The organism is Luteimonas flava, from assembly GCF_036584485.1.
GTDB lineage: Bacteria > Pseudomonadota > Gammaproteobacteria > Xanthomonadales > Xanthomonadaceae > Luteimonas > Luteimonas flava.
On sequence record NZ_JAZHBM010000001.1, the window covers coordinates 226,561 to 251,111 of the forward strand.

Sequence of the window (24,551 nt, forward strand, 5' to 3'; positions counted from 1 at the left end):
GCGACAGTGTAGCGGTCCGCTCACCAGTCGAATGTCCCGCGGATGACCGCCTGCACCGCACCGCCGATCCAGACCTCGCCGGCCGGATCGATCTCGACCTCGACGCGTCCATCGCGGCCCAGCTCGCGGCCCTGGCTGGCGACGTAGCGGACCACGCGGCCGTCCTCGGCCCGATCCATGTGCAGCCACGCGGCGATCGCGGCATTCGCGCTGCCGGTCACCGGATCTTCCGGCACGCCGTCGGCGGGACAGAACGCGCGCACCACGAGCGCGTGATCGGCCGCCTCGCTGCGCCCGCACACCGCCACGCCCACCGCGTCGCTGGCCAGACACAGCGCGGCGATCTCCGCCAGCGGCGGCGCGAGCGCGCGCACGGCGGCGGACGTGCTGAGATCCACGCACCACCAGCGCGGGCCGTTGTCGAGCAGCGCATGCGGCGCATCGATGGCGCCGAGCGCCTGCAGCACCGCATCGAGCTGGGCCTCGATGCCGTCCGGCGAGGCGCGGTGCACGGCGCGTGGGGCGCGCACGCTCGGCCGCGTGTGGCCGTCGCGACTGTCGATGCGCACCGGCAGCAGACCGGCCGCGCACTGCTGCACCAGCGCACCGGACCGCGGCGTCGCGAGCCCCTGGTCCAGCGCCGCCCAGGCGGCGCCGACGCTGGGATGGCCCGCGAACGGCAACTCCTGGCGCGGGGTGAAGATGCGCACGCGGTAATCGGCGTCGGCATCGGGTGGCAGCAGGAAGATGGTTTCCGAGAGGTTCGTCCAGTTCGCAATGGCCTGCATCGCCGCACCATCGAGCCCGTCGGCATCGACCACCACGCCGAGCGGATTGCCGGCACCGGGCCGGTCGGCGAACACATCCAGCTGCAGATAACGGCGATGCATCGGGGTCTCTCGGGGGGCGGAGGGTTGCTTTAGAATCGCCTGTCATCGCGCGCGTTGTCACCGCATGCCGGTCGTCGCGCCTGTTTTTCGCCCCCCATCCGAGACCCCACCTCGATGTCCTCACCCCCTGACGATCGCTGGATCGTGCTCAAGTTCGGCGGCACTTCGGTGTCGCGTCGCCACCGCTGGGACACCATCGGCCGACTGGCGAAACGCCGGGCACTGGAGCAGGACGCGCGCGTGCTGGTGGTGGTCTCCGCGCTGTCGGGCGTCACCAACGAACTGACCGCGATCGCCGATGGCGCCGCGGATTCGGCCGCGCGCGTGGCCGCGCTCGTCGAGCGCCACCGCGCGTTCGTCGCCGAACTCGAGCTGGATGTCGATGCGGTGCTCGGCGCGCGTCTCGCTGCGTTGCAGGCGCTCGTCACCGATGCCCGCGCGGCGACGCGCACGCTCGACTGGCAGGCCGAGGTGCTGGGGCAGGGTGAACTCCTGTCCTCGACGATCGGCGCGGCCTACCTCGCGGCGCAGGGTCTGGATTTCGGCTGGTGCGATGCGCGCGACTGGCTCGATGCGGTCGCGCTGCCGAACCAGAGCGACTGGGCGCTGCGCCTGTCGGTGAACTGCAAGCGCGAACCCGACGGCGACTGGCGCGCGCGGTTCGCCGCGCAGGCGCCGCGGATACTGCTGACCCAGGGCTTCATCGCGCGTCATGGCGACGGCGGCACCGCGATTCTCGGCCGGGGTGGCTCGGATACGTCGGCTGCGTACTTCGGTGCGCTGCTGGGCGCGCGTCGCGTCGAAATCTGGACCGACGTGCCCGGCATGTTCAGCGCCAATCCGCGCGATGTACCCGACGCACGCCTGCTCGCGCGACTGGATTACGCCGAAGCGCAGGAAATCGCGACCACCGGCGCCAAGGTGCTGCATCCGCGTTCGATCAAGCCCTGCCGCGATGGCGGCGTGCCGATGGCGATTCTCGATACGGAGCGTCCGGATCTGCCGGGCACTGCGATCGACGCAAGCGCCGAGCCGGTGCCGGGCGTCAAGGCGATCAGCCGCCGCAACGGCATCGTGCTGGTGTCGATGGAAGGCATCGGCATGTGGCAGCAGGTCGGCTTCCTCGCCGACGTGTTCGAGCGCTTCAAGCGCCACGGCCTGTCGGTCGATCTCATCGGTTCGTCGGAGACCAACGTCACCGTGTCGCTGGATCCGAGCGAGAACCTGGTCAGCACCGACGTGCTGGCGCGATTGAGCGACGATCTGGCCGAAGTCTGCCGGGTCAAGGTCATCGCGCCGTGTGCGGCGATCACCCTCGTCGGCCGCGGCATGCGGTCGCTGCTGCACAAGCTCTCGGATGTCTGGGCCACGTTCGGGAAGGAACGCGTGCACCTCATCTCGCAGTCGTCGAACGATCTCAACCTGACCTTCGTCATCGACGAGGCCGACGCCGACGGTCTGCTGCCGGTGCTGCATGCCGAGCTGATCGACAGCGGCGCGATGCCGGTGCATGACGAGACCGTGTTCGGCCCGAGCTGGCGCGAGATCGCCCACGGCCGCCGCGAGCGCGCGCCGCAGTGGTGGCAGGACGCGCGCGAATCGCTGCTCGCACTCGCCGAGCCGGGCCGGCCACATTACGTCTATCACCTGCCGACCGTGCGCGAACGCGCGGCCGCGCTGTCGACGGCTGACGCGATCGACCGTCGCTTCTTCGCGATCAAGGCCAATCCGCATCCGGCGATCCTGCGCACGCTGGTCGACGCCGGTTTCGGTCTGGAATGCGTGTCGCAGGGCGAGCTCGAACACGTATTCGCCGTGCTGCCGGATCTCGATCCCGCGCGCGTGCTGTTCACGCCGAGCTTCGCCCCGCGCAGCGAGTACGCGGCCGCTTACGCGCGCGGCGTCACCGTGACGGTCGACAACGTCGAAGCGCTGCGCAACTGGCCCGAGGTCTTCCGCGGCCGAGATCTCTGGCTGCGTCTGGATCTGGGCCGCGGCGACGGCCACCACGCCAAGGTCGTCACCGGCGGCGCGGCATCGAAGTTCGGACTGCCGCTGGGTGCGTTCGATCAATTCCTGATCGCGGCCGAAGAAGTCGATGCGCGCATCACCGGCATCCATGCGCACCTCGGCAGCGGCATCGAGACCGTCGCGCACTGGCGTGAGGTCTACGCGGAGCTCGCCGGATTCGCCGATGCGGTCGGTACCGTCGACACGATCGACATCGGCGGCGGTCTGCCGATTCCGTATCGCCCCGACGACGTGCCGTTCGACATCCCGGCCTGGGCTGCGGGCCTGGCGGCGATCAAGGCCGAGTACCCGCGCTATCGCCTGGCGATCGAGCCAGGCCGTTACCTCGTCGCCGAAGCCGGCGTGCTGCTGACCACCGTCACCCAGGTCGTCGACAAGCTGGGCACGCGCCGCGTCGGTGTCGACGCCGGCATGCACAGCCTGATGCGGCCGGCGCTGTACGACGCCTGGCACGGCATCCACAACCTGACGCGGCTCGATGACGTGGTCGAGGCCACGGTCGAGATCGTCGGCCCGATCTGCGAATCGAGCGACGTGTTCGGCACGCGCCGCCGCCTGTCCGCCGCGACCCGCGAAGGCGACACCGTGCTGATCGCAGACGCCGGCGCCTACGGCTTCGTCATGGCCAATACCTACAACCTGCGGCAGCTGCCGCAGCAGGATGTTCTGGAATGAGTGTTGTCTTCGACCGCAACGCGGTCCGCAGTTTCCGCTTCATCGATTGCGACCTCGACGCCGCGACCGGCGTCGCGCGCCTGCGCTACGCCTTCGACGACGGTCCCGAGCTGATCGAAACCGTGACCGTGCCGGGTGCGCCGTTCGCGCTCGATGCGGCGCGCGCCGAGGCCGCGACACAGGCGCTGCGTCTGCTGCACCTGATCGCCGGCGTCAGCTACTACAAGGCCGCGGTGCCGACCGACATCCGCATCGAGGGTTATGCGATCGATGCGGCGACCGCGGCGCTGCTCGAGGACGTGTACGTGCACGGGCTCGGCGAGTTCGCGTATCGCAACGGGCTGGACCTGCACGGGAAGATCCGTTTTCCGCACGACGCAACTGCGACTGCCGGAGCACCTGCGCTCGGCCTGCGCACGCATGCACTAGTCGCGATCGGCGGCGGCAAGGATTCGCTGGTGTCGATCGAAGCGCTGCGCGCGTTGGGCATCGAACAGACCGTCAGCTGGATCGGCGGCTCGCAGCTGATCCGCGTCTGCGCCGAGCGCACCGGTCTGCCGACGCTCAACATCGGCCGCCAGATCGCGCCGGAACTGTTCGAGTACAACCGCCAGGGCGCGTGGAACGGGCACATCCCGGTCACCGCGATCAATTCGGCGATCCTCGTGCTGGCCGCCGTGCTGCACGGCGTGGACCAGGTGGTGTTCTCCAACGAGCGTTCGGCCAGCTATGGCAGCCTGATCAAGGACGCGTCCGGCGGCGAGACGCGCGAAGTGAATCATCAGTGGTCGAAGGGCTGGGCGTTCGAGCGCGCGTTCGGCGACCACGTGCAGGCGCGCGTCGCTGCGGACCTGCACTACTACTCGCTGCTGCGGCCGCTGTCGGAGCTCGCGGTCGCGCGCCAGTTCGCGAAGACCGATCGCTACGACGCGCATTTCTCCAGCTGCAACCGCAACTTCCATCTGCTCGGCGAGCGGCCGGTGAACCGCTGGTGCGGTATCTGCCCGAAGTGCCATTTCGTGTTCCTGGCGCTCGCGCCGTTCATGCCCAAGCCGCGTCTGGTGTCGATCTTCGGCCGCAACCTGCTCGACGATGCGTCGCAGGTGCCGGGCTACGACGCCCTGCTCGAGTACCAGGACCACAAGCCCTTCGAATGCGTCGGTGAGGGACGCGAATCGCGCGCGGCGATGGCGGCCCTGGCGAAGCGTCCGGAGTGGCGCGAAGACGCGATCGTCGCGCGCTTCGCCCGTGAGATCGCGCCGCAACTTGAAGCGGGTGAGCTGGATGTCACGGGCCTGCTGGCGGTCGAAAACGACGCGCACCGTATTCCCGACGTGCTGTGGGATCGCCTGCGTGCGCATCTCGCAGCTTGAGGCGATCGCCGCCAACGGCGGCCGCATCGCCCTGTGGGGCTGGGGTCGCGAAGGCCGCGCCGCCTGGCGCGCGATCCGCAGCCGTGCGCCGACGCTGCCGCTGACGCTGTTCTGCAACGCCGACGAAGCCAGTGATGCAGCGACGCTCGGCGATGCGCTGCTGAGCTGCGATACCGGCATCGACGCCGCACGCCTGTCGGCCTGCGCGGTCGTCGTGAAGTCGCCCGGCATCAGCCCCTACGCGCGCGATGCGATGGCCGCCGCCGCGCAGGGCACGCAGTTCGTCGGCGGTACCGCGCTGTGGTTCGCCACACGCGCCGCGCCGGGTGACGTTGCGGCCGGCACGGTCTGCGTCACCGGTACCAAGGGCAAGAGCACGACGACCGCGTTGCTTGCGCATCTGTTGCGCGCGCACGGCCTGCGCACCGCGCTGGCCGGCAACATCGGCCTGCCGCTGCTGGAATTGCTCGATGCCGACGCCGATGCCTGGGCGATCGAACTGTCGAGCTACCAGACCGGCGACGTCGCCACCGGCGGCGTGCGGCCCGACATCGCAGTGGTCACCAACATCTTCCCCGAGCATCTCGACTGGCACGGCAGCGAGGCGCAATACATCGACGACAAGCTGGCGCTGGTCACGCGGGCGCGGCCGCGCATCGCCGTGCTCAATGCCAACGAGCCGCGGCTCGCCGCGCTGGTGCTGCCCGACAGCCGGATCCACTGGTTCGGCACGCCGGATGGCTGGCATCTGCGCGGCGACGTCCTGTATCGCCGCGACATCGCGGTGATGGACACCGTGGGCCTGCCACTGCCGGGTCGGCACAACCGCGGCAATCTGTGCGCCGTGCTGACCGCGATCGAAGCCCTGGGCATCGACGCCGCGCCGCTGGCCGCGGCCACCGCGGACTTCGTGCCGTTGCCGCATCGCCTGCAGCCGCTGGGCACGCGCGATGGCGTGCTGTGGGTCAACGATTCGATCAGCACGACGCCGCACGCGACGCTTGCGGCGCTCGATGTCTATCGCGACCGGCGCGTCGCGTTGCTGGTCGGCGGACACGATCGCGGCCTCGACTGGCAGGCGTTCGCCGACGCGATGCGCACCGGCGCGCCGCACGCGATCGTGACCATGGGCCAGAACGGCCCGCGCATCTTCGATCTGCTGGCACCGGTCGCGCGCGACGCCGGGTTCCAGCTGTCCGCGGCCGATGATCTCGAGTCGGCGATCGCACAGGCGCGCACGGTACTGGACGGCGAGGGCGTGCTGCTGCTGTCGCCGGGCGCGCCCAGCTTCGGCGCCTACCGCGACTACACCGCGCGCGGGCGCCATTTCGCGACGCTGGGCGGCTTCGATCCGGATGCGATCACGGCGATTCCGGGAATCGGGATCGCCTGACGCGACGGGGCCCGTCGGCCCACGGACGTGGTCCGTCGCGAACGCGGCCCGCTTCGTCGCATCGCCGTCTCCGTGCGACGCGGTGCTGCGAGACTGGACGCCCATCGAACAGGACGTCGACATGGATCGCAGCGAACGCAACGCACGCGCCTGGCAGAACCCGGACAACTGGATCGGCCCGCGCTGGCTCGGTCTTTACCGGTCCGCGGACGATGACCGGCTGTGGGTGCCGAAGGTGCCGCGCGCGCTGGGCTGGACGGTCAATCTCGCCCGGCCGGTCGGCGCGCTCATCCTGATGGCGCTGGTGACCGCCGTGCTGTCGATCGCGTACCGCGTGCTCGGCGCCTGACGGCACCGCCCCAGCTCAATGCCCGCGTTCGACCGCGTAGCGCGCCAGGCCGCGCAGTGCGGCGACGGCATCGTTGTCGCCGAGCCCAGCAAGCGCACGTTCGGCTGCTTCGGCGTATTCGAGCGCGCGGGCGCGGCTGTAGTCGAGGCTGCCGGCGGCTTCGATCGCGGCCAGCACTTCGGGCAGCGCATCGGTATCGCCGGTCTCGACGATGGTCCGCAGGCGCGCGCGCACATCCGGCGCGGCCTGCGCCATGGCGTGGATCAGCGGCAGCGTGGCCTTGCCCTCGGCGAGGTCGTCGCCCAGGTTCTTGCCCAGCGCATCGGCGTCGCCCGAATAGTCGAGCACGTCGTCGGCGATCTGGAATGCGTAGCCCAGCTGCATGCCGTAGTCGTACAGCGCCTGCTGCGTCGCTTCATCCGCGCCGGAGGCCAGCGCGCCGAGCTGCGTGCCGGCGGCGAACAGCACCGCGGTCTTGCGCTCGATGACGTTGAGGTAGGCGGCCTCGTCGGTGTCCGGATTGCGGACGTGCAGCAGCTGCAGCACCTCGCCTTCGGCGATGCGGTTGGTGGTGTCGGCGAGAATGCGCATGACCGGCATGCGGTCGAGTTCTACCATCAGCTGGAAGCTGCGCGAATACAGGAAGTCGCCGACCAGCACGCTGGCCGCATTGCCCCAGATCGCGTTCGCGGTGCTGCGGCCACGGCGCAGGTCGGATTCGTCGACCACGTCATCGTGCAGCAGGGTCGAGGTGTGGATGAACTCGACGATCGCCGCCAGCTGGTGGTGCTCGGCACCGACGGTGCCGGTCGCGCGGCCGGCCAGCATCACCAGCATCGGTCGCAGGCGCTTGCCGCCGGCCGAGACGATGTGCTCGGCGACCTGGTTGATCAGCACCACATCGGAGGCCAGCCGGTCGCGGATCAGCGCGTCGATGGCGGCCATGTCGCCCGCGGCGAGGGCCTGGATCGCCGGCAGATCGAGGCGGGCGGCCGGGTGGTCGACGTTGTTCATGCAGGATCCGGGACAGGCAGGCCCGGAATTATAGGAGACGCCCGACAACGGCGTGCGGGCGAGGGCGGGGGTCGGACGCCGACCGGCTGGCGGCTATACTGTCGCGGTCCATCACGCCGGTTTCCATGCCGGCGCAATCCAAGGAATTCCCATGGCCCGCGGCGTCAACAAAGTCATCCTGGTCGGCAATCTCGGCAACGACCCCGACACCAAGTACACCCAGGGCGGCATGGCCGTGACCCGCATCAGCCTGGCCACGACCAGCGTGCGCAACGACAAGGACGGCAACAAGCAGGAGCGCACCGAATGGCACCGCGTGGTGTTCTTCGGCAAGCTCGGCGAGATCGCCGGCGAGTACCTGCGCAAGGGCAGCCAGTGCTACGTCGAGGGCGAGATCCGCTACGACAAGTACACCGGCCAGGACGGCGTGGAGAAGTACACGACCGACATCGTCGCCAACGAGATGCAGATGCTCGGCGGCCGTGGTGACGGCGGCGGCGGTGGTGGTGGCGGCGGCAATTACGAGCGCGGCAACCGTCCGCAGCGTTCGGCCGGTGGCGGCGGTGACGCTCCCCAGCGCAGCGCGCCGCCGCAGCGTCAGGCGCCGCAGCAGCAACGCCCCGCGCCGATGGACGACTTTTCGGACGACGACATCCCGTTCTGATCGGACGCACGTCGCCCGGTGTACCGCACGAACCCCCGAGCGATCGGGGGTTCTGCGTTTCAGGGATCGACGGTCCGGAAGACCGGTGCTGCGCGCCTCAGCGCACCCCGTGCATCCAGCGCCGCACCAGTGGCGACAGCACGAAATAGGCGATGCCCGAGCCGACGCCGATCCACAGCATCAGCTGGAACAGATCGGCGTAGCGCGTCGCCGCGACCGCCATGTCGAAGGTCTCGCCCTCGAGCACCTCCATCGAGGTCAGCTTGCCGAACTGCGCAGCCAGCACTTCCGAATACGCGGTTGCCAGCCAGAACGCGCCCATCATCAGGCCGACCACGCGTGCGACCGACAGCTGGGTCACTGCCGACAGGCCGATCGGTGACAGGCACATCTCGCCCAGTTCCAGCAGGAAATACGCCAGCACCAGCCACCACACGCTGGCGAGCACGCCGCTGCCGGCCGATTGCGCCGCCAGCATCAGCGGCACGAAGGCGAGGCCGGCGAACACCAGGCCGATCGCCATCTTCGCCGGCTTGCTCGGGTTGAGCCCGCGGCGGTCCAGCCATGGCCACAGCCACGAGAAGATCGGCGCCAGCACGACGATGAAGAACGCGCCGAGGAAGGTCAGCGAACCCGCGGTCTGCGGCACCAGCACCACGTCGTGGACCAACGCGATCGCGAGCGCGACGACCATCGCGATGACCGCCGCCTTCGCCAGCCCGCCACGGCCGCGATCGCTGGCGCGCAGCGCAGTGACCATCAGGATCGGGCTGCTGGCGAGCGCGAAGATCGCCCACGGAATGCCGGGCCGGTAATCGCCAGGCGTCAGGCCGAACAGATCCTTGGTCAGCATGCGATCGGTGAACGTGACCCAGGAGCCGTAGGTCTGCTCGTAGAGGGTGAAGAAGATCAGCACGCCCACGATCAGCAGCACCAGCGCCAGCATCTGCTGCCGCTCGACTTTCGTGCAGTGGCGCACGAGAAACCAGACGAACCACACCGCGAGCGCGACGGCGATGAGGTGCATCGCGCCGTGCACGGTCCAGGTGCGCTGGATCAGCTGCCAGACCAGCAGCGCACCGGCGACGCTGCCGGCGTAGATCCACCACTCGCGCGACAGCGGACCGACGCGTTCGCGCAGCTTCGCCGGGTCGTTGGGTTCGGCGAGGCCGTAGAGATACTTCTGGCCCCAGATGAAGACGATCAGCCCGGCGATCATGCCGATACCTGCCGCGCCGAAGCCGTACTTCCAGCCGTAGGTCTCGCCCAGGAACGCGCACACCAGGCTCGCGAACAGCGCGCCGACGTTGATGCCCGCATAGAACAGCGTGAACCCGGAATCGCGCCGCGGATCCTCGGGCGCGTAGAGCTTGCCGACGATCGTCGAGATGTTCGGCTTCAGAAACCCGACGCCCATGATGATCAGCGCCAGCGAGAGATAGAACACCTGCAGCGCGGCTTCGTCGCGGACGACGACGCCATCGACGATCCGCGCCTGCTCGCCCTCGTAGGCCATGCCCAGATGGCCGAGCACCAGCAGCACGCCGCCGAGCACGACCGCCTTGCGCATGCCCAGATAGCGATCGGCCAGCAGGCCGCCGATCACCGGCACCGCGTACACCAGACCGCCGTATGCGCCGAGCAGATCGAAGCCGGCGTCGTCGCCGAACAGGTGGTACTTGAGGATGTAGAGCAGCAGCAACGCCTTCATCCCGTAGAACGAGAAGCGCTCCCACATCTCGGTGAAGAAGCAGACGAAGACGCCCTTGGGGTGGCCCAGAAAGTCCGCGTGCGACGCGGCGGAGGAAGCGGTGACAGCGCGCAATGCCGTGGTCCGGGCGGGCGAAGGCGCGAGTATAGGCCCGGCGCTTCGCGCTGCGGATGCCGTGCATCGGGGGGCTTGCCGGCTGATCGCGCATCGCTACGATGAGGGCCGCCGTGTCCGGGGAGACCGTCTTCGACGATCGGGGCGCGGCGCAAGAGATCAGGAGTTTCGTATGGTCCGCAAAGGACTGCTTTCGATGTGCATCGCGCTGTCGTGCCTGGCTGCGCCCCATCTCCATGCGCAGGTGGACCTTGCGCCCTTCGTCGAGGACGAAGGCGTCCAGGACGCCAAGATCTCCCCCGACGGCCGGTACTTCGCGGTCACGATGCCCAATGGCGACCGGTCCGTGATCGCGGTGCTGAACCGTGCCGATCGGCGCGTCGCGGGCAGCTTCCAGTTGCCGGCGAACACGCACATCGCGGATTTCTGGTGGGCGAAGGACGATCGACTGATGTTCGGTCTCGCCCAGCAGTTCGGCACGCGCGATTTCCCGATGGCGACGGGCGAGCTCTACGCCATGAACGCAGATGGCGGGCGCGCCCAGTTGCTGGTGGGATACCGGGTCCAGAACTCGGGCCTGGGCACCAACATCCGCAGCGGCCCGAAGGAAGAACGGGTCTTCGCGTGGCCGATCGACCTGTTGCCTGCCGATCCGAAGCACGTGCTCGTCGCGATCTCGCCGTTCACGGGCGATCCGTACACACGCGTGGACCGGATGGACGTCTACACCGGACGTCGGCATACGGTGGCCACCGTGCCCGTGCGCCGTGCGTCGTTCGTGACCGACCACACGGGCGAGGTGCGTTTCGCCACGGGTTCGCAGTCGGACAATCACAGCCAGCTGTTCTATCGCGCCTCGCGAGGTGCCGACTGGGAACTGCTCAACCACCAGGGCCAATCGGGTCGGGTGGAAGAGCCCGTCGGATTTTCTGCGGACAATTCCATCGCCTACCTGCGCGTGAGCCAGCCCAGTGGCCCGGATGCGATCGTCGCGATGGACGTCGCCACGCGCGCGCGGACCGAACTGATGCGGGACGCCACGGTCGACCCGGAAATCCTGTTCCGACCCGGCACCGAAGTCGCCATCGGCGTCCGCTACGCCGGCGCGACGCCGCGGATGGCGTTCTTCGACGACGCATCGGACGACGCGAAGCTGTTCCGCATGTTCGAGCAGGCCTTTCCCGGCAGCTCGATCTCGGTGGCATCGTCCACGCGCAATGCCGACACCAAGCTTCTGCTCGCCGAAAGCGATCGGGATCCCGGCAGCTTCTTCAGCTACGACGCCGTCGCCAAGAAGGCGGATTTCGTGCTGGCCCGCCGGGCGAAGATCGATCCCGAGCGCATGGCCGCAATGGCGCCGGTGTCGATCCGGGCGCGCGATGGTCTGATGCTGCACGGCTACCTGACCCGCCCGGCAGGCCTGCAGGCGGGCGCAGCGGCGCCATTGATCGTGCTGCCGCATGGTGGGCCGTTCGGTATCGCCGACGAATGGGTTTTCGATCCGGAGACGCAGATGCTCGCGCAGGCCGGTTACGCCGTCCTGCAAGTCAACTACCGGGGATCGGGTGGCTACGGCCGCAGCTTCCAGCAGGCCGGTGCACGCGAGTGGGGCGGGAAGATGCAGGATGACCTCACCGATGCGACGCGTTGGGCGGTCGAGCAGGGCCACGCGGACGCCGGGCGGATCTGCATCTACGGTGGCAGCTACGGCGCGTATGCGGCGCTGATGGGCGCGGCGCGCGAGCCCGATCTGTACCGCTGCGCGGCAGGCTATGTCGGCGTCTACGACCTGCCACTCATGCGCAACCAGGACAATCGCACCAGCAACTGGATGAAGTCGTGGTTCGACGAATGGGTCGGCAACGATCCGCAGGCGCTGCTGGCGGCCTCTCCGACCCAGCGGGCCTCGCAGATCAAGGCGCCGGTCCTGCTGGTGGCGGGGGGCAAGGACGAGATCGCGCCCGTGGACCACACGCGGCGCATGGAGCGCGCCCTGCGGTCGGCGGGCGTCCCGGTGGACACCCTCTACGTCGACAGCGAAGGCCACGGCTTCTACAAGCCCGAAAACCGTCGCGCCTACTACACCAGGCTGCTCGACTTCTTCGCCACGCATCTGGGCGGCCAACGCGCCGCCCAGTGACGCCCCGCCGGCGCCGCTTTGCCAGCATCGCGGCGCCGGCCTACCATTCGGGCTCTTTGTACGGAGCCCTGCCATGTCCCTGCGCCTCGCGCTGTTGCCGTTGTGCCTGCTCGCCGCATTGCCGGCCGTCGCCCAGGACCGTGAGGCCGCGCGCGGGCTCGACGTTCGCGATCTGGTCAAGCTGGACCGCGTGTCCTCACCGCTGCTGACCGCCGATGGTCGCCAGCTGGTGTTCGCCCAGCGCACGCTGGACTTCGATTCGGGCAAGGCCACGACCGCGCTGTACGCGCGCAATCTGCTGACCCGCGACATGGCGCCGCCGAAGCGGATCACACCCGACGGCTGGAGCGTGAACTCGCCCGCGCTGTCGGCCGACGGCCAGACGGTCTACTTCCTCAGCAGCAAGAACGGCAGTGCACAGGTGTTCTCGATGCCGCTCGCCGGTGGCACGCCACGCCAGCTGACCGACGTCGCGGTCGACATCGGCACGTTCCAGATCTCGCCGGACGGCACGCGCGTCGTCTTCAGCGCCGATACCTTCGGAGATTGCGCGGCGGACCTCGCCTGCACCAAGCGCAAGCTCGGCGAGCAGAAGGACGCCAAGGCCAGCGGCGTGGTCTACGACCAGCTGTTCGTGCGCCACTGGGACACCTGGAAGGACGGCACGATGAGCCGCCTGTTCGTTGCCGACCTGCCGGCCGCCCGTGCGCGCGCGGTCACGACGGTGCGTGCGCTGGGCCATGCGCTCGAGGGCGACATCCCGTCCAAGCCGTTCGGCGGCGCCGAGGACTACACATGGGCGCCGGATGGCCGCTCGGTCGTCGCCAGCGTCAAGGTCGCCGGGCGCGAGGCGCCGTGGTCGACGAATTTCGATCTCTACCGCATCGACGCGGTGGGCGAGGCGGCGCCGGTGAACCTCACCAGCGGCAATCCCGCCTGGGATACCGGGCCGGTCTTCAGCGAAGACGGCGCCACGCTGTTCTACCGCGCGATGCAGCGCCCGGGCTTCGAGGCCGACCGTTACGCGCTGATGGCGATGGATGTGGCCAGCGGCGAGGCCCGCGAGATCGCGCCGCAGTGGGACCGCTCGCCGAGCAGCGTGATCCCGTCCGCCGACGGCCGCACGCTCTACGTCGCCGCGCAGGACACGGGTGAGTACCCGCTGTTCCGCGTCGACGTCGCCAGCGGCGAAGTCACCAAGCTCATCGCCGACGGCTCCATCTCATCGTTCGCGATCGCCGGCGACACCGTTGCGCTGAGCCGCAATTCGATCCAGAGCGGCGACACGCTCTACACCGGGTCGCTGCAGTCGCTGGGCGCCGATGCGCAGCTGCGCCAGATCACGCCGACCGCGGCCGAGCGCCTGCCCGATGTCGCGTTCGGCGACTTCGAGCAGTTCTCGTTCAAGGGCGCTGGCAACGAGACCGTGTACGGCTACGTGGTCAAGCCGTGGAACTACCAGGAAGGCCAGACGTATCCGGTCGCGTTCCTGATCCACGGTGGCCCGCAGGGCAGCTTCGGTAACGGCTGGAGCTACCGATGGAATCCGCAGACGTATGCGGGGCAGGGCTACGCGGTGGTGATGATCGATTTCCACGGCTCGACCGGTTACGGCCAGGCGTTCACCGATGCCATCAGCGGCGACTGGGGCGGCAAGCCGCTCGAGGATCTGCAGAAGGGCTGGGCCGCCGCGCAGGAGAAGTACGCGTTCCTCGATGGCGACAAGGCCTGCGCGCTCGGCGCGAGCTATGGCGGCTACATGATCAACTGGATCGCCGGCAACTGGTTCGACCGTCGCGGCAATGCGCCGTTCAAGTGCCTGGTCAACCACGACGGTGTCTTCGATACGCGCTCGATGGGGTACGTCACCGAGGAGCTCTGGTTTACCGAGTGGGAGAACAAGGGCACGCCGTTCGACCAGCCGAAGAACTACGAGCGCTGGAATCCGGTCAACCACGTCGCCAACTGGAAGGTGCCGATGCTGGTCGTGCAGGGCGAGAAGGACTACCGCGTGCCGGTGGACCAGGGCCTGTCGACGTTCACCGCGCTGCAGCGCAAGGGCATCGAATCGAAGCTGCTGTACTTCCCGGACGAGAACCACTGGGTGCTGCAGCCGCACAACAGCGTGCTGTGGCACGACACGGTCAACGCCTGGCTCAAGCAGCACATCGGCGAGTAAGCGGCTCTGAGCGAGCGGCCGGCATACGCCGGCCGTTCGCGTCTGTGCGTCACCGCAACACCAGGAATGGAGGTCCGCCAAGATGGCGATCGAAACCGCTGTACCGTCCCCCGCGCTGATCACCAGCGACATCGTGCTCTTCGGCCTGATCGCGGCCACTCTGGGTCTCATCTTCTGGCTCGCCAGCGGGCCCACGCCGTTCTGGAAGAAGTTCTTCGCCTGGGTGCCGGCGCTGCTGCTGTGCTACTTCGTGCCGGCGTTCTACAACACCGTCGGTCTGATCGACGGCGAGAGCAACAGCCTCTACAACCCGATTGCCAGCCGCGTGCTGCTGCCCGCCGCGCTGGTGCTGCTGACGCTGTCGATCGATCTCAAGGGCATCCTCAAGCTCGGACCGAAGCTGCTGTTCGTGTTCGTCGCCGGCACCGTGGGCATCGTGCTCGGCGCGATCGTGTCGTTCCAGATCATGGACTGGGTGCATCCGCCCGCGGTCGCGGGTGATACCTGGAAAGGCATGGCGGCGCTCGCCGGCAGCTGGATCGGCGGCGGCGCCAACATGGTCGCGATGCGCGAGGTCTACGAGGTCGATGCCACGCTGTTCGGGCAGTTCGCGGTCGTCGACGTCGCGATGGCCAGCCTGCTGATGGCGACGCTGCTGTTCATTGCCAACCGCTCGGCACAGATCGATGCGCGCAGCGGCGCGGACACCGCGGCGATCGACGAGATGAAATCGCGCATCGCCGCGCACGAGGCTGCGAACGCGCGCATTCCGACCTTGAACGATCTGATGATCATCGTCGCGGTCGCCTTCGGCTTCGTCGGATTGGCGCACGCGATCGCCAATCCGCTGTCGGCGTGGTTCGGCCGCTTCGAATGGGCGTCCCGTTTCAGTCTCGACTCCTCGTTCGTCTGGGTCGTGCTGATCTCCACGCTGTCCGGTCTGGTGCTGAGCTTCACCCGTGCGCGCCGGCTCGAAGACGCAGGCGCGTCGAAGATCGGCACCGTGTTCCTGTATTTCCTGATCGCGTGCATCGGCATGCAGATGGATTTCATGCGGCTGTTCGATCGTCTGGAGCTGATCGCCATCGGCGCGATCTGGATGCTGGTGCACGTGTTGGTGATCTGGGGTGCGGCGCGGCTGGTCAAGGCGCCGATGTTCTATATCGGCGTCGGCTCGATGGGCAACGTCGGCGCCGCGGCTTCGGCACCGGTCGTGGCGGCCGCGTTCCATCCGACGCTGGCACCGGTCGGCGTGCTGCTCGGCACAGTGGGCTACGCGACAGGCACGCTGATCGCCTATCTGGTCGGGCAGATCCTGCGGGTGATGGCAGGGCAGTAGCGGCGCGCAGCCGACTGAGTCGCGTCCGCCGGCACGTGCCGGCGGGCGAACAGCAGGGCGACTTTGCAGGATCGATGCATGTCGCGCGACGACGCTTGCGCAGCGGTTCCGCTGTGGCACGATGCCGCCACGCCGTCGCCGATGACGGCGTCCTTGCCGCGGCCGCCGCCGTCGCGGCCTGCGCGCAGCGGGCGGGCGATAGAAGGCACCGTCCATGGCCGCAGATCCCGCAACGCCATCCACGGCGCTGATCACCAACGACATCGTGCTGTTCGGCCTGGTCGCCGCGACACTCGCCGCCGTGTTCTGGACCGCGTCGCGTCCGAGCGGCCCGTGGAAGCGCTTCTACACCTACGTGCCGGCGTTGCTGCTGTGCTACTTCATCCCCGGTATCTACAACACGGTCGGCCTGATCGAGGGCAGTGCGAGCGCGCTCTACAACCCGGTCGCCAGCCGCGTGCTGCTGCCGGCCGCGCTGGTGCTGTTGACGCTGACCATCGATCTGCGCGGCGTGCTGCGGCTGGGCCCCAAGCTGCTGCTGATGTACATCGGCGCATCGATCACGGTGATGATCGGCGCCTTCGCCGCGTTCTGGATCATGGGACTGCTGCATCCCGAGACCGTCGCCGGCGACACCTGGGCCGGCATGGCGACGCTGGCCGGCAGCTGGATCGGCGGCGGCGCGAACATGGTCGCGATGAAGGAAGTCTTCGCCGTCGACGAAACCACGTTCGGCCAGTTCGTGGTCGTCGATGTCGGCGTCGGGTACGTGTGGATGGCGGTGCTGATTTTCCTCGCCGGCCGCGCCGCGAAGATCGATGCGCGCAGCGGCGCCGATACGCGCGCGATCGAAGACCTCAAGACACGCCTCGCCAGCTACCAGGCCGAGCACGAGCGCGTGACGTCGCTGACGGACCTGATGCTGATCGTCGGCATCGCCTTCGGCGCGGTCGGTCTGTCACATGCGATCGCCGGACCGGCGTCGGCATGGTTCGGCGCGAACGTGGGCTGGGCGCGGCAGGTCAGCCTGCACGAGCCCTTCGTCTGGGTCGTCGTGCTGTCGACGCTGATCGGCCTGGCCCTGAGCTTCACCCGTGTGCGCACGCTCGACGGCGCCGGCGCCTCGAAGATCGGCACCCTGCTGCTGTACATCCTGATCGCCTGCATCGGCATGCAGATGGACATCTTCGCGCTCGCCGACCGGCCGTGGCTGTTCCTGCTCGGTCTGATCTGGATCAGCATCCACATCGCACTGCTGTGGGCACTCGGCAAGGCGCTGCGCGTGCCGTTCTTCTATTTCGCGATGGGCTCGCAGAGCAACATCGGCGGGCCCGCGTCGGCGCCGGTCGTGGCGTCGGTGTTCCATCCGTCGCTCGCGCCGGTGGGCGCGCTTCTCGGAGCGCTTGGTTATGCGACGGGGACGGTGTTGGCGTATCTGGTGGGCATCGGCTTGCGGGCGATGGCGGGGCAGTGATCTGGCTTTGAGTGTTGCTTTTGATTTTTGCTTTGCTCGGCTTCTGCTTCTGCTTCGGCTCTGGCTTTGCGCCTTTGATCTGAATCGAGCCGTAAAGCGAGCCGAGCATCGCAGGGCGGCGGGGTCGTAGAGCAGCCCATGTCTGAGCGCAGCGAGTTTGGGCTGCGTGCCCCGTCGTCCGAGAAGCGCAGGGAACCGCCGCGGCCGTATCGCGGCGGATCGCGTCCGGCGAAGGGGGTTTTTGGTTCCCTTTTTGGCCCGTCAAAAAGGAACTCGCACGCGTAGCGGGCGAAAGCTTTGCACTCGCTCGGGCTTCTTCGCTCGTCGCTTTGCGATTTCGATGTTCGGGGCGAAGGCAGATGAATCAATCGCAGAAGCGAAGATCAAGTACAGGGCTTCCGCGCTGTCGCGCGGCTTACTTTTGTCTTGGCAAAAGTAAGCAAAACCGTCTTCGCCGGACGCGAGCCGATGCGATGCCGCATCGGTCCCCTCCGCGCCTCGCCTGACGCGGCACGCAGCCCAAACTCGCTGCGCTCAGACACGGGCTGCTCTTCGGCCACGCCAGGCTCCGGTGCTCGGCTCGCTTTACGGCTCGATTGAAATCAGAAGCCAAAGCAAAAGCAAAAGCAAAAGCCACAGCAAAAGCAAAAGCAGCAGCAAGAGCCACAGCCAAAGCAGAATCGAAACGGGATGCGCGAGCGTGCAAACAGGGGCGCGCAAGCGCCGGTCTCGACGACACCCGATTGCCCAAACGAAAACGGGCGGAACCCTGAGGTTCCGCCCGTCGTCGTATCACGTGTCGCCCTGGATCAGCAGCAGCGGAATCCGCTGCGTCCGCCGAAGCGGGCTTCCTGCCGTTCGCGGAAGAACGTCTTGTAGTCCATCGGCTCGCGGTCGGGATGCTTCTCGAGGATGTGGCGCACGTAGTTGTCGTAGTCGGGGACGCCGCAGCACAGCCGCGCCGTCTGGACGACTCTCCGCCACACACGCTTGTGCGTGGCGAAGTACTCGACGGGAACCAGCGCGCCGGCCATCAGTTCGGCACTCCGGTCACGCGCCGCGCCGTCACAGCCAGGCCTGCTGCTGTTCGGGCGTCAGTTCGACGAACGCCGATTCCTTGGCCGTCGGCGCGGATGCGCGGCGGGCCTTGAGAATGGCGCGGACGGCGAAGAACAGCACGCTGAAGACCACGAACAGGAACAGCGCCGTCAGGCCGGCATTGACGTAGCCGTTGATGATGACCTGACGCATCTGGCCCGCGGTCTTGGCCGCACCCAGCAGTTCGCCGTTGGCCAGCGCCGCCTGATAGTGGCGGGCCTGGGCGAGGAAGCCCATGGCCGGCTTCGGGTCGAACAGCTTGATCAGGCCTGCGGCCGTGGTGCAGATCAGCAGCCACGATGCCGGCACGATGGTCACCCACGCGTAGCGGTCCTTCTTCATCTTGAACAGCACCACCGTGCACAGCATCAGCGCGATGCCCGCGAGCATCTGGTTGGCAATACCGAACAGCGGCCACAGGGTGTTGATGCCGCCCAGCGGATCCACGACGCCCTGATAGAGGAAGTAGCCCCACAGCGCGACGCAGCCCGCGGTGCCGAGTGCGTTCGCACCCCAGTTGTCGGTCTTGCGCAGCACCGGCACGAAGTTGCCGAGCAGGTCCTGCAGCATGAAGCGACCGGCGCGGGTACCTGCGTCGACTGCCGTCAGGATGAAGAGCGCCTCGAACAGGATTGCGAAGTGGTACCAGAACGCCATGGCGCCGTCGCCGGTGCCGGGCAGGGCGTCGTGCAGGATCACCGCGATGCCGACGGCGAGCGTCGGTGCGCCACCGGCGCGCGAGATGATGGTGCCTTCGCCGATCTGCTGGGCCTTGAGTTCCAGCGCCTCGGGCGTGATGACGAAGCCCATCTGGCTGACCGCGGCCGCCGCGCTCTGCACGTCCGTGCCGAGCACCGCTGCGGGGCTGTTCATCGCGAAGTAGATGCCCGGATCGAGGATCGAGGCCGCGACCAGCGCCATGATCGCCACGAACGATTCCATCAGCATGCCGCCGTAGCCGATGTAGCGGGCGTGGGTCTCGTTGGCGAGCAGCTTGGGCGTGGTGCCCGAGGAAATCAGCGCATGGAAGCCGGAGACGGCGCCGCAGGCGATCGTGATGAAGAGAAACGGGAACAGGCCGCCCTTCCAGACCGGACCGTCGCCGGTGGAGGCGAACTCGGTCAGCGCCGGCATCTTCAGCGTGGTGACTTCCGGGCTGGCGATGACGATACCGATGGCCAGCGCGACGATCACGCCGATCTTGAGGAACGTCGACAGGTAGTCGCGCGGGGCGAGCAGCAGCCACACCGGCAGGGTCGCGGCGACGAAGCCGTAACCGATCAGCATCCAGGTGATCTGGGTGCCGGTGAAGGTGAAGGCCGGGCCCCAGTAGGGATCCGCGCCGACCTTGCCACCGAACCAGATCGCGGCGAGCAGGGCGATGATGCCGAAGATCGAGATCTCGCCGATCTTGCCCGGGCGGATGTAGCGCATGTAGATGCCCATGAAGACCGCGATGGGCATCGTCGCGATCACCGTGAACATGCCCCACGGGCTCTCGGCCAGTGCCTTGACGACGATCATCGCCAGCACCGCGAGGATGATGATCATGATCATGAAGGCGCCGAACAGCGCGATGGTGCCGGCGACCTGGCCCATTTCCTCGCGCACCAGATCACCGAGCGAACGGCCGTTCCGGCGCGTGGAAATGAAGAGGACCATGAAGTCCTGCACGGCGCCTGCGAGCACCACGCCGACGATCAGCCACAGCATGCCGGGCAGGTAGCCCATCTGCGCGGCGAGCACGGGACCGACCAGCGGACCGGCACCGGCGATGGCGGCGAAGTGGTGACCGAACAGCACGTGCTTGTTGGTCGGCACGTAATCGAGGCCGTCGTTGTTGACGTGCGCCGGGGTGGCCCGACGCGGATTGAGGCCCAGCACCTTGTCGGCGATGTAGAGGCTGTAATACCGGTAGGCGACCAGATAGATCGAGACTGCGGCCACGACGATCCAGAGCGCGCTGATCTGTTCGCCTTGTCGCAGGGCGACAACGCCCATACAGGACGCGCCCAGCAGCGCGACCGCGCCCCAGACTACGTGATTGATGGCACCCTTCATTTTCAGTTAATCCCCGGGAAGACGCGCACAGGGTCGCCCCGGGGACGCGTGGGGTCAATGCGCAATCGGTCGAATGCGGCGCCAGGGTCTTAAGACTTTCGTCGTAGACATGTGCATCGCCTGCTAGCATCGCGCTTCCGAATTCCGTGTCGAGCGCCCATGCAGGCTGTCGCGAACGGCCTGCGCCGCAGGTCCGCCCCCGTTCCAGAATCGATCGAGCACGCGGCACGATGACCGGCGCGAACGACACCCCGACCCTGCGCGGGCAACTGCAGTCGCTGATCGCGCGCTTGCCCGATGGCGACGTGCAGGTCGGTCCGCTGGTCGACGAGCTCGGAACCCAGGGCATGTTGCTGCTGGTGATCCTGCTGACGCTGGTGTTCCTGATTCCGGTGTCGATTCCCGGCGTCAGCACCGTGTTCGGCGCGGTGATCGTGCTGATCGGATTCGCGCGCATGGCCGGTCGCGCGCTGTGGCTGCCCGATGCGGTGCGTCGGCGCACGGTGCCCGCGGGCCGGCTGCGCGGCGCGCTCGATACCGGCCTGACGTGGGTGCGCCGGCTGGAACGCATCACCCGGCCCGGACGTCTGGCGCGACTGACCGACGGTCGCGCGATGGGTCTGGTCAACGACGGCGCGCTGGTCCTCGGCGCGGTGCTGCTGATGGCGCCGTTCGGCTTCATTCCCTTCAGCAACACGATTCCGGGCGTCGCCCTGATGTGCCTGGCGATCGGCCTGCTGCAGCGCGACGGACTGATGGTGCTGCTGGGCCACCTCGCCAACGTGCTGACGATGGTCTACTTCGCGATCCTGATCGGCGGCGGCGGTCTCGCGATCCGCGAATTGTTCGTGCGCTTCTGGCCGGGTTGAGTCCGCAGGCGCGCGGCTACAGCCAGCGCGCCTTCTTGAACATTCGATAGAGCACGACCATCACCACGCCCACGCCGCCGATCAGCACGGGATACGCGTAACGTTCGTCGAGTTCGGGCATGCCGTGGAAGTTCATGCCGTACCAGCTGGTGATCAGCGTCGGCGCGGCGAGCAGGGCGGCCCAGGCACCGAGCTTCTTGACGATCTCGCCCTGGGTCAGCGTCACCAGCGCCTGGTTGACGCCCAGCGCGGTGCCGAGGATGTCGCGGATCGCGTCGATGGTCTCGTTGATGCGCACCGAGTGGTCGAGCACGTCGCGGATGTAGAGCTTGGCGTCGCTGGGAATCAGCGGGCTGCTACTGCGCACCAGCTGCGAGAGCACGTCCTGCAGCGGCGTCACCGCGACGCGCATGTAGGTCAGCTCGCGCTTGAGCTGGTAGAGCCGGATCACGATGCCGCGATGGAACTGCTCGCTGATGATGTCCTGCTCGAGTGCGTTGAGCGTGGTCTTGAAGTCGTCGACGATCGGCAGATAGTTGTCGACGATCGCGTCGAGCACCGCGTACAGCGCGGCCGGCGCGCCCATCGCCATCAGTTCGGGCTCGCGTTCGATGCGTTGCCGCGCCGGCGCATACGACAGCGACGCCCCGTGGCGCACGGTCACCAGATAGCGCGCGCCCAGGAAGATGTGGGTCTCGCCGTAGGCGATGCGTTCGTCGATCGCCTGCGCGGTGTTGGCCACGATGAACAGCGAATCGCCGTAGGCCTCGATCTTCGGCCGCTGGTGCGCCTTGCCGGCGTCCTCGATCGCGAGATCGTGCAGGCAGAACTCTTCCTGCAGCTGCGCCAGCACCTCGGCGGCCGGCTCGTACAGGCCGATCCACACGAAGCTGCCGTCGTCGACCGCCAGGACCTCGCTGATGTCGTCGAGCAGGATGTTCTGCTTGCGGCCATCCGGCGCGTATACGGCGCAATTGACCACGCAGGCTGGGTTGGCGGCGGCGGGTGCCGCGGCGACGACTGGATCGGCTGGGGTCTGCATCGCGCCATCGTCCGCCAGCGCGGTCCGCTCGACAAGCGCGGCGCGCCCGGTGGGCGCGCGCCTGACGCTCAGCGTGCGATGAAACGCACCGCCTGGCCGCCGCCCGATGCCATCGCGATCGACAGCGTGTCGCCGGCGCCGACCTCGCGCGATTCGATCGCGATCGCATGCGGATCGGTGCGCCATCCGGCACCGTCACCGTCGCGGTAGATCTGCGCCGTGTAACGGCGGTCCGGGTCGAGGAAATCCAGTGGCAGCGCGACCGTGCGCGCGGTGTCGTCGGTCACCGCGCCCAGATACCAGTCGTCGCCGCCGCGCTCGCGGCGTGCGATGACCGCGAACTCGCCGACCGCGCCGTCGAGCGCGCGGGTCTCTTCCCAGTCCACCGGCACGTCGCGGACGAACTGGAACGCCTCGGGGCGCGATTCGTAGTGCTCGAGCAAATCGGCCGCCATCTGCAGCGGGCTGTAGATCACCACGTACAGCGCCAGCTGCTTGGCCAGTGTCGTCGCCATCGGCGTGCCGGACTTGGTGTCCATGCCGAAGATGCCCGGCGTGAAGTCCATCGGCCCGGCGAGCAGGCGCGTGTAGACCAGCGTCGCCTCGTGTTCCGGCGGATTGCCCGGTTGACCCCAGGCGTTGTATTCCATGCCGCGCGCGCCTTCGCGCGTGACGAGGTTCGGATACGTGCGGCGCAGGCCGGTGTCCTTGACCGGCTCGTGCGGATTGACGCTGATGTGCTGCGCCGCCGCGGCCTCGACCACCTTCTGGTGGTGGCGCACCATCGCCTGGCCTTCGTGCCAGGCGTAGTGCAGCGCGCCGTCCTCGCCACGCACCTTGGCCTGGCCCGCGTCGGCGACGTAACCGGTCTTGACCGCCTGCACGCCGAGGCGTCCGTAGAGCGCCATTGCATCGTCGAGCTGCGCTTCGTAGTGCGCGGCGTGGCCGGAGGTTTCGTGGTGGCCGATCAGGGTCACGCCCTTGTCGCGCGCGTGGCGGGTCACGGCTTGGATGTCGAAATCGGGGTAGGGCCGGGTGAAGCTGAAGGTCTCGCCGTTGCCGAACCAGTCGCCGTCCCAGCCGACGTTCCAGCCTTCCACCAGCACGCCGCCGAAGCCGTTCGCCGCGGCGAAATCGATGTGCCGGATCGCATGCGCGGTGGTCGCGCCGTGCTTCGGTCCCGACGCCCAGGTCTTGCGGTCGAGGTGCATCTCCCACCAGATGCCGACGTACTTCATCGGCCGCACCCACGACACATCGCCGAGCGCGTTGGGTGCATTGAGGTTGAGGATCAGGCCCGACTCGACCAGTCCGCCGGCGCGATCAGCGATCTGGATCGTGCGCCAGGGCGTCGCGAATGGCGTGGCCACTTCGACCTTGGCCGCGCCGATGCCCGGCGTCAGCGCGGCGCGGAAGCGGCGACCGTCGACGCGCGCGAGATTCATGCCCGAGTAGTCGACCAGCGCTGCTTCGTGGATCGACAGGTGCAGGCCGTCACCGGTGCGCAGCGTGATCGGCGTCTGCGCCTGGCCGACCTGCTCGACCGGCGTGCGGTGATAGATGTACTCCTCGCGGTTCCATTCGAACGCGGGAATCCACCACGCGGTCGCGGCATCGGCGATGTCGAACTCGGTCAGTTCCTCGGCGATCGACAGGCGATCCAGCCCGGGCTGTTTCGGAACGTCGTAGCGGAAGCCCACGCCGTCGTCGAACACCCGGAACTCGACGTCGAAGCGGCGCTTCGGCCCGGCAGTCTCGGCCAGCGTGACCCGCAATGCGGTGTGGTGGTCGCGCATCTCGCGGCGCTCGCCCCAGGGCTGCTCCCAGCGTTCGTCGTGCGCCTGCGTGCGCTGGTCGACGATCGCCAGATTGCGTTCGAACTTGCGCGTGTCGGTGAACATCAGGCCCAGGCGCGACGGCGCGATGACCGGGCGGCCGTCGCGACTGACGGCGTAGCTGGCGCGGCCTTCGGTGTCGGTCGTGACCTCGACGGTGATGCGTCCATCGGGCGATGCGGCACGCGCGCTGGTGCGCGGTTCGGCAGCGATTGCGGTGAAGGTGGCGAGCGGCAGCAGTGCGGCCAGTAATCCGACGAGACGGTTCGACATCGTGCGGCGCCCTCCCAGACGCGTGCA

At 68.1% G+C, this 24,551-nt stretch carries 17 protein-coding genes; 10 read left to right on the forward strand and 7 right to left on the reverse strand.

Annotation, left to right across the window (positions count from 1 at the left end; genetic code table 11):
- Nucleotides 1-20: 20 nt before the first annotated feature.
- Nucleotides 21-890: a PhzF family phenazine biosynthesis protein gene (locus tag V3391_RS01095; RefSeq protein WP_332076581.1), complete on the reverse strand. Its 870-nt coding sequence runs from the start codon at nt 888-890 to the stop codon at nt 21-23.
- 114 nt (nt 891-1,004) lie between these two features.
- Between V3391_RS01095 and V3391_RS01100 the strand changes: the two genes are divergently transcribed.
- The 4 genes from V3391_RS01100 to V3391_RS01115 all read left to right on the forward strand — a co-directional run bounded on the left by V3391_RS01100 (nt 1,005) and on the right by V3391_RS01115 (nt 6,711).
- Nucleotides 1,005-3,596 carry a bifunctional aspartate kinase/diaminopimelate decarboxylase gene (locus V3391_RS01100; RefSeq protein WP_332076582.1) on the forward strand — a complete coding sequence of 864 codons (2,592 nt, stop codon included), beginning with the start codon at nt 1,005-1,007 and terminating at the stop codon, nt 3,594-3,596.
- Nucleotides 3,593-4,969, forward strand: a complete 1,377-nt coding sequence (murL, locus tag V3391_RS01105; protein WP_332076583.1) for a UDP-N-acetyl-alpha-D-muramoyl-L-alanyl-L-glutamate epimerase — start codon at nt 3,593-3,595, stop codon at nt 4,967-4,969. The genes V3391_RS01100 and murL overlap by 4 nt, the downstream gene beginning before the upstream one ends.
- Nucleotides 4,950-6,362 carry a UDP-N-acetylmuramoyl-L-alanine--D-glutamate ligase gene (gene murD, locus V3391_RS01110; RefSeq protein WP_332076584.1) on the forward strand — a complete coding sequence of 471 codons (1,413 nt, stop codon included), beginning with the start codon at nt 4,950-4,952 and terminating at the stop codon, nt 6,360-6,362. Before murL ends, murD begins: the two co-directional genes overlap by 20 nt.
- Nucleotides 6,363-6,483: 121 nt before the next feature.
- The gene (locus tag V3391_RS01115) at nt 6,484-6,711 is read left to right on the forward strand and encodes a DUF5808 domain-containing protein (protein ID WP_332076585.1); all 228 of its coding nucleotides are present in this window, start codon (nt 6,484-6,486) and stop codon (nt 6,709-6,711) included.
- Between the two features lie 15 nt (nt 6,712-6,726).
- On the opposite strand, the gene V3391_RS01120 is transcribed toward V3391_RS01115, so the two are convergent.
- Nucleotides 6,727-7,725, reverse strand: a complete 999-nt coding sequence (locus tag V3391_RS01120) for a polyprenyl synthetase family protein (RefSeq protein WP_332076586.1) — start codon at nt 7,723-7,725, stop codon at nt 6,727-6,729.
- A 151-nt stretch (nt 7,726-7,876) separates the two neighbouring features.
- Between V3391_RS01120 and ssb the strand changes: the two genes are divergently transcribed.
- Nucleotides 7,877-8,389: a single-stranded DNA-binding protein gene (gene ssb, locus V3391_RS01125; protein WP_332076587.1), complete on the forward strand. Its 513-nt coding sequence runs from the start codon at nt 7,877-7,879 to the stop codon at nt 8,387-8,389.
- Between the two features lie 97 nt (nt 8,390-8,486).
- Here ssb and V3391_RS01130 read toward each other — a convergent pair whose 3' ends face one another.
- Nucleotides 8,487-10,214 carry a peptide MFS transporter gene (locus V3391_RS01130; protein WP_332076588.1) on the reverse strand — a complete coding sequence of 576 codons (1,728 nt, stop codon included), beginning with the start codon at nt 10,212-10,214 and terminating at the stop codon, nt 8,487-8,489.
- A gap of 196 nt (nt 10,215-10,410) precedes the next feature.
- Here V3391_RS01130 and V3391_RS01135 point away from each other — a divergent pair, with 196 nt between their 5' ends.
- From V3391_RS01135 to V3391_RS01150, 4 genes are all read left to right on the forward strand, one after another.
- Entirely contained in the window at nt 10,411-12,354 is a 1,944-nt protein-coding gene (locus V3391_RS01135) for a S9 family peptidase (protein WP_425497208.1), read from the forward strand.
- A gap of 73 nt (nt 12,355-12,427) precedes the next feature.
- A complete protein-coding gene (locus tag V3391_RS01140; RefSeq protein ID WP_332076590.1) occupies nt 12,428-14,533 on the forward strand; it encodes a S9 family peptidase in 2,106 nt (701 codons plus the stop codon).
- 82 nt (nt 14,534-14,615) lie between these two features.
- Nucleotides 14,616-15,872: a DUF819 family protein gene (locus V3391_RS01145; protein ID WP_332076591.1), complete on the forward strand. Its 1,257-nt coding sequence runs from the start codon at nt 14,616-14,618 to the stop codon at nt 15,870-15,872.
- A gap of 214 nt (nt 15,873-16,086) precedes the next feature.
- Entirely contained in the window at nt 16,087-17,346 is a 1,260-nt protein-coding gene (locus tag V3391_RS01150; RefSeq protein WP_332076592.1) for a DUF819 family protein, read from the forward strand.
- 809 nt (nt 17,347-18,155) lie between these two features.
- Here V3391_RS01150 and V3391_RS01155 read toward each other — a convergent pair.
- Both V3391_RS01155 and V3391_RS01160 read right to left on the reverse strand, forming a co-directional pair.
- A complete protein-coding gene (locus V3391_RS01155) occupies nt 18,156-18,380 on the reverse strand; it encodes a YbdD/YjiX family protein (RefSeq protein WP_332076593.1) in 225 nt (74 codons plus the stop codon).
- Between the two features lie 31 nt (nt 18,381-18,411).
- Entirely contained in the window at nt 18,412-20,505 is a 2,094-nt protein-coding gene (locus V3391_RS01160) for a carbon starvation CstA family protein (RefSeq protein WP_332076594.1), read from the reverse strand.
- A gap of 230 nt (nt 20,506-20,735) precedes the next feature.
- On the opposite strand from V3391_RS01160, the gene V3391_RS01165 reads away from it, so the two are divergent.
- Entirely contained in the window at nt 20,736-21,374 is a 639-nt protein-coding gene (locus tag V3391_RS01165) for an exopolysaccharide biosynthesis protein (RefSeq protein ID WP_332076595.1), read from the forward strand.
- 16 nt (nt 21,375-21,390) lie between these two features.
- Here V3391_RS01165 and V3391_RS01170 read toward each other — a convergent pair whose 3' ends face one another.
- Entirely contained in the window at nt 21,391-22,416 is a 1,026-nt protein-coding gene (locus V3391_RS01170) for a magnesium and cobalt transport protein CorA (RefSeq protein WP_332076596.1), read from the reverse strand.
- A gap of 68 nt (nt 22,417-22,484) precedes the next feature.
- Nucleotides 22,485-24,524, reverse strand: a complete 2,040-nt coding sequence (locus V3391_RS01175) for a glycoside hydrolase family 97 protein (RefSeq protein ID WP_332076597.1) — start codon at nt 24,522-24,524, stop codon at nt 22,485-22,487.
- Between the last annotated feature and the right edge of the window lie 27 nt (nt 24,525-24,551).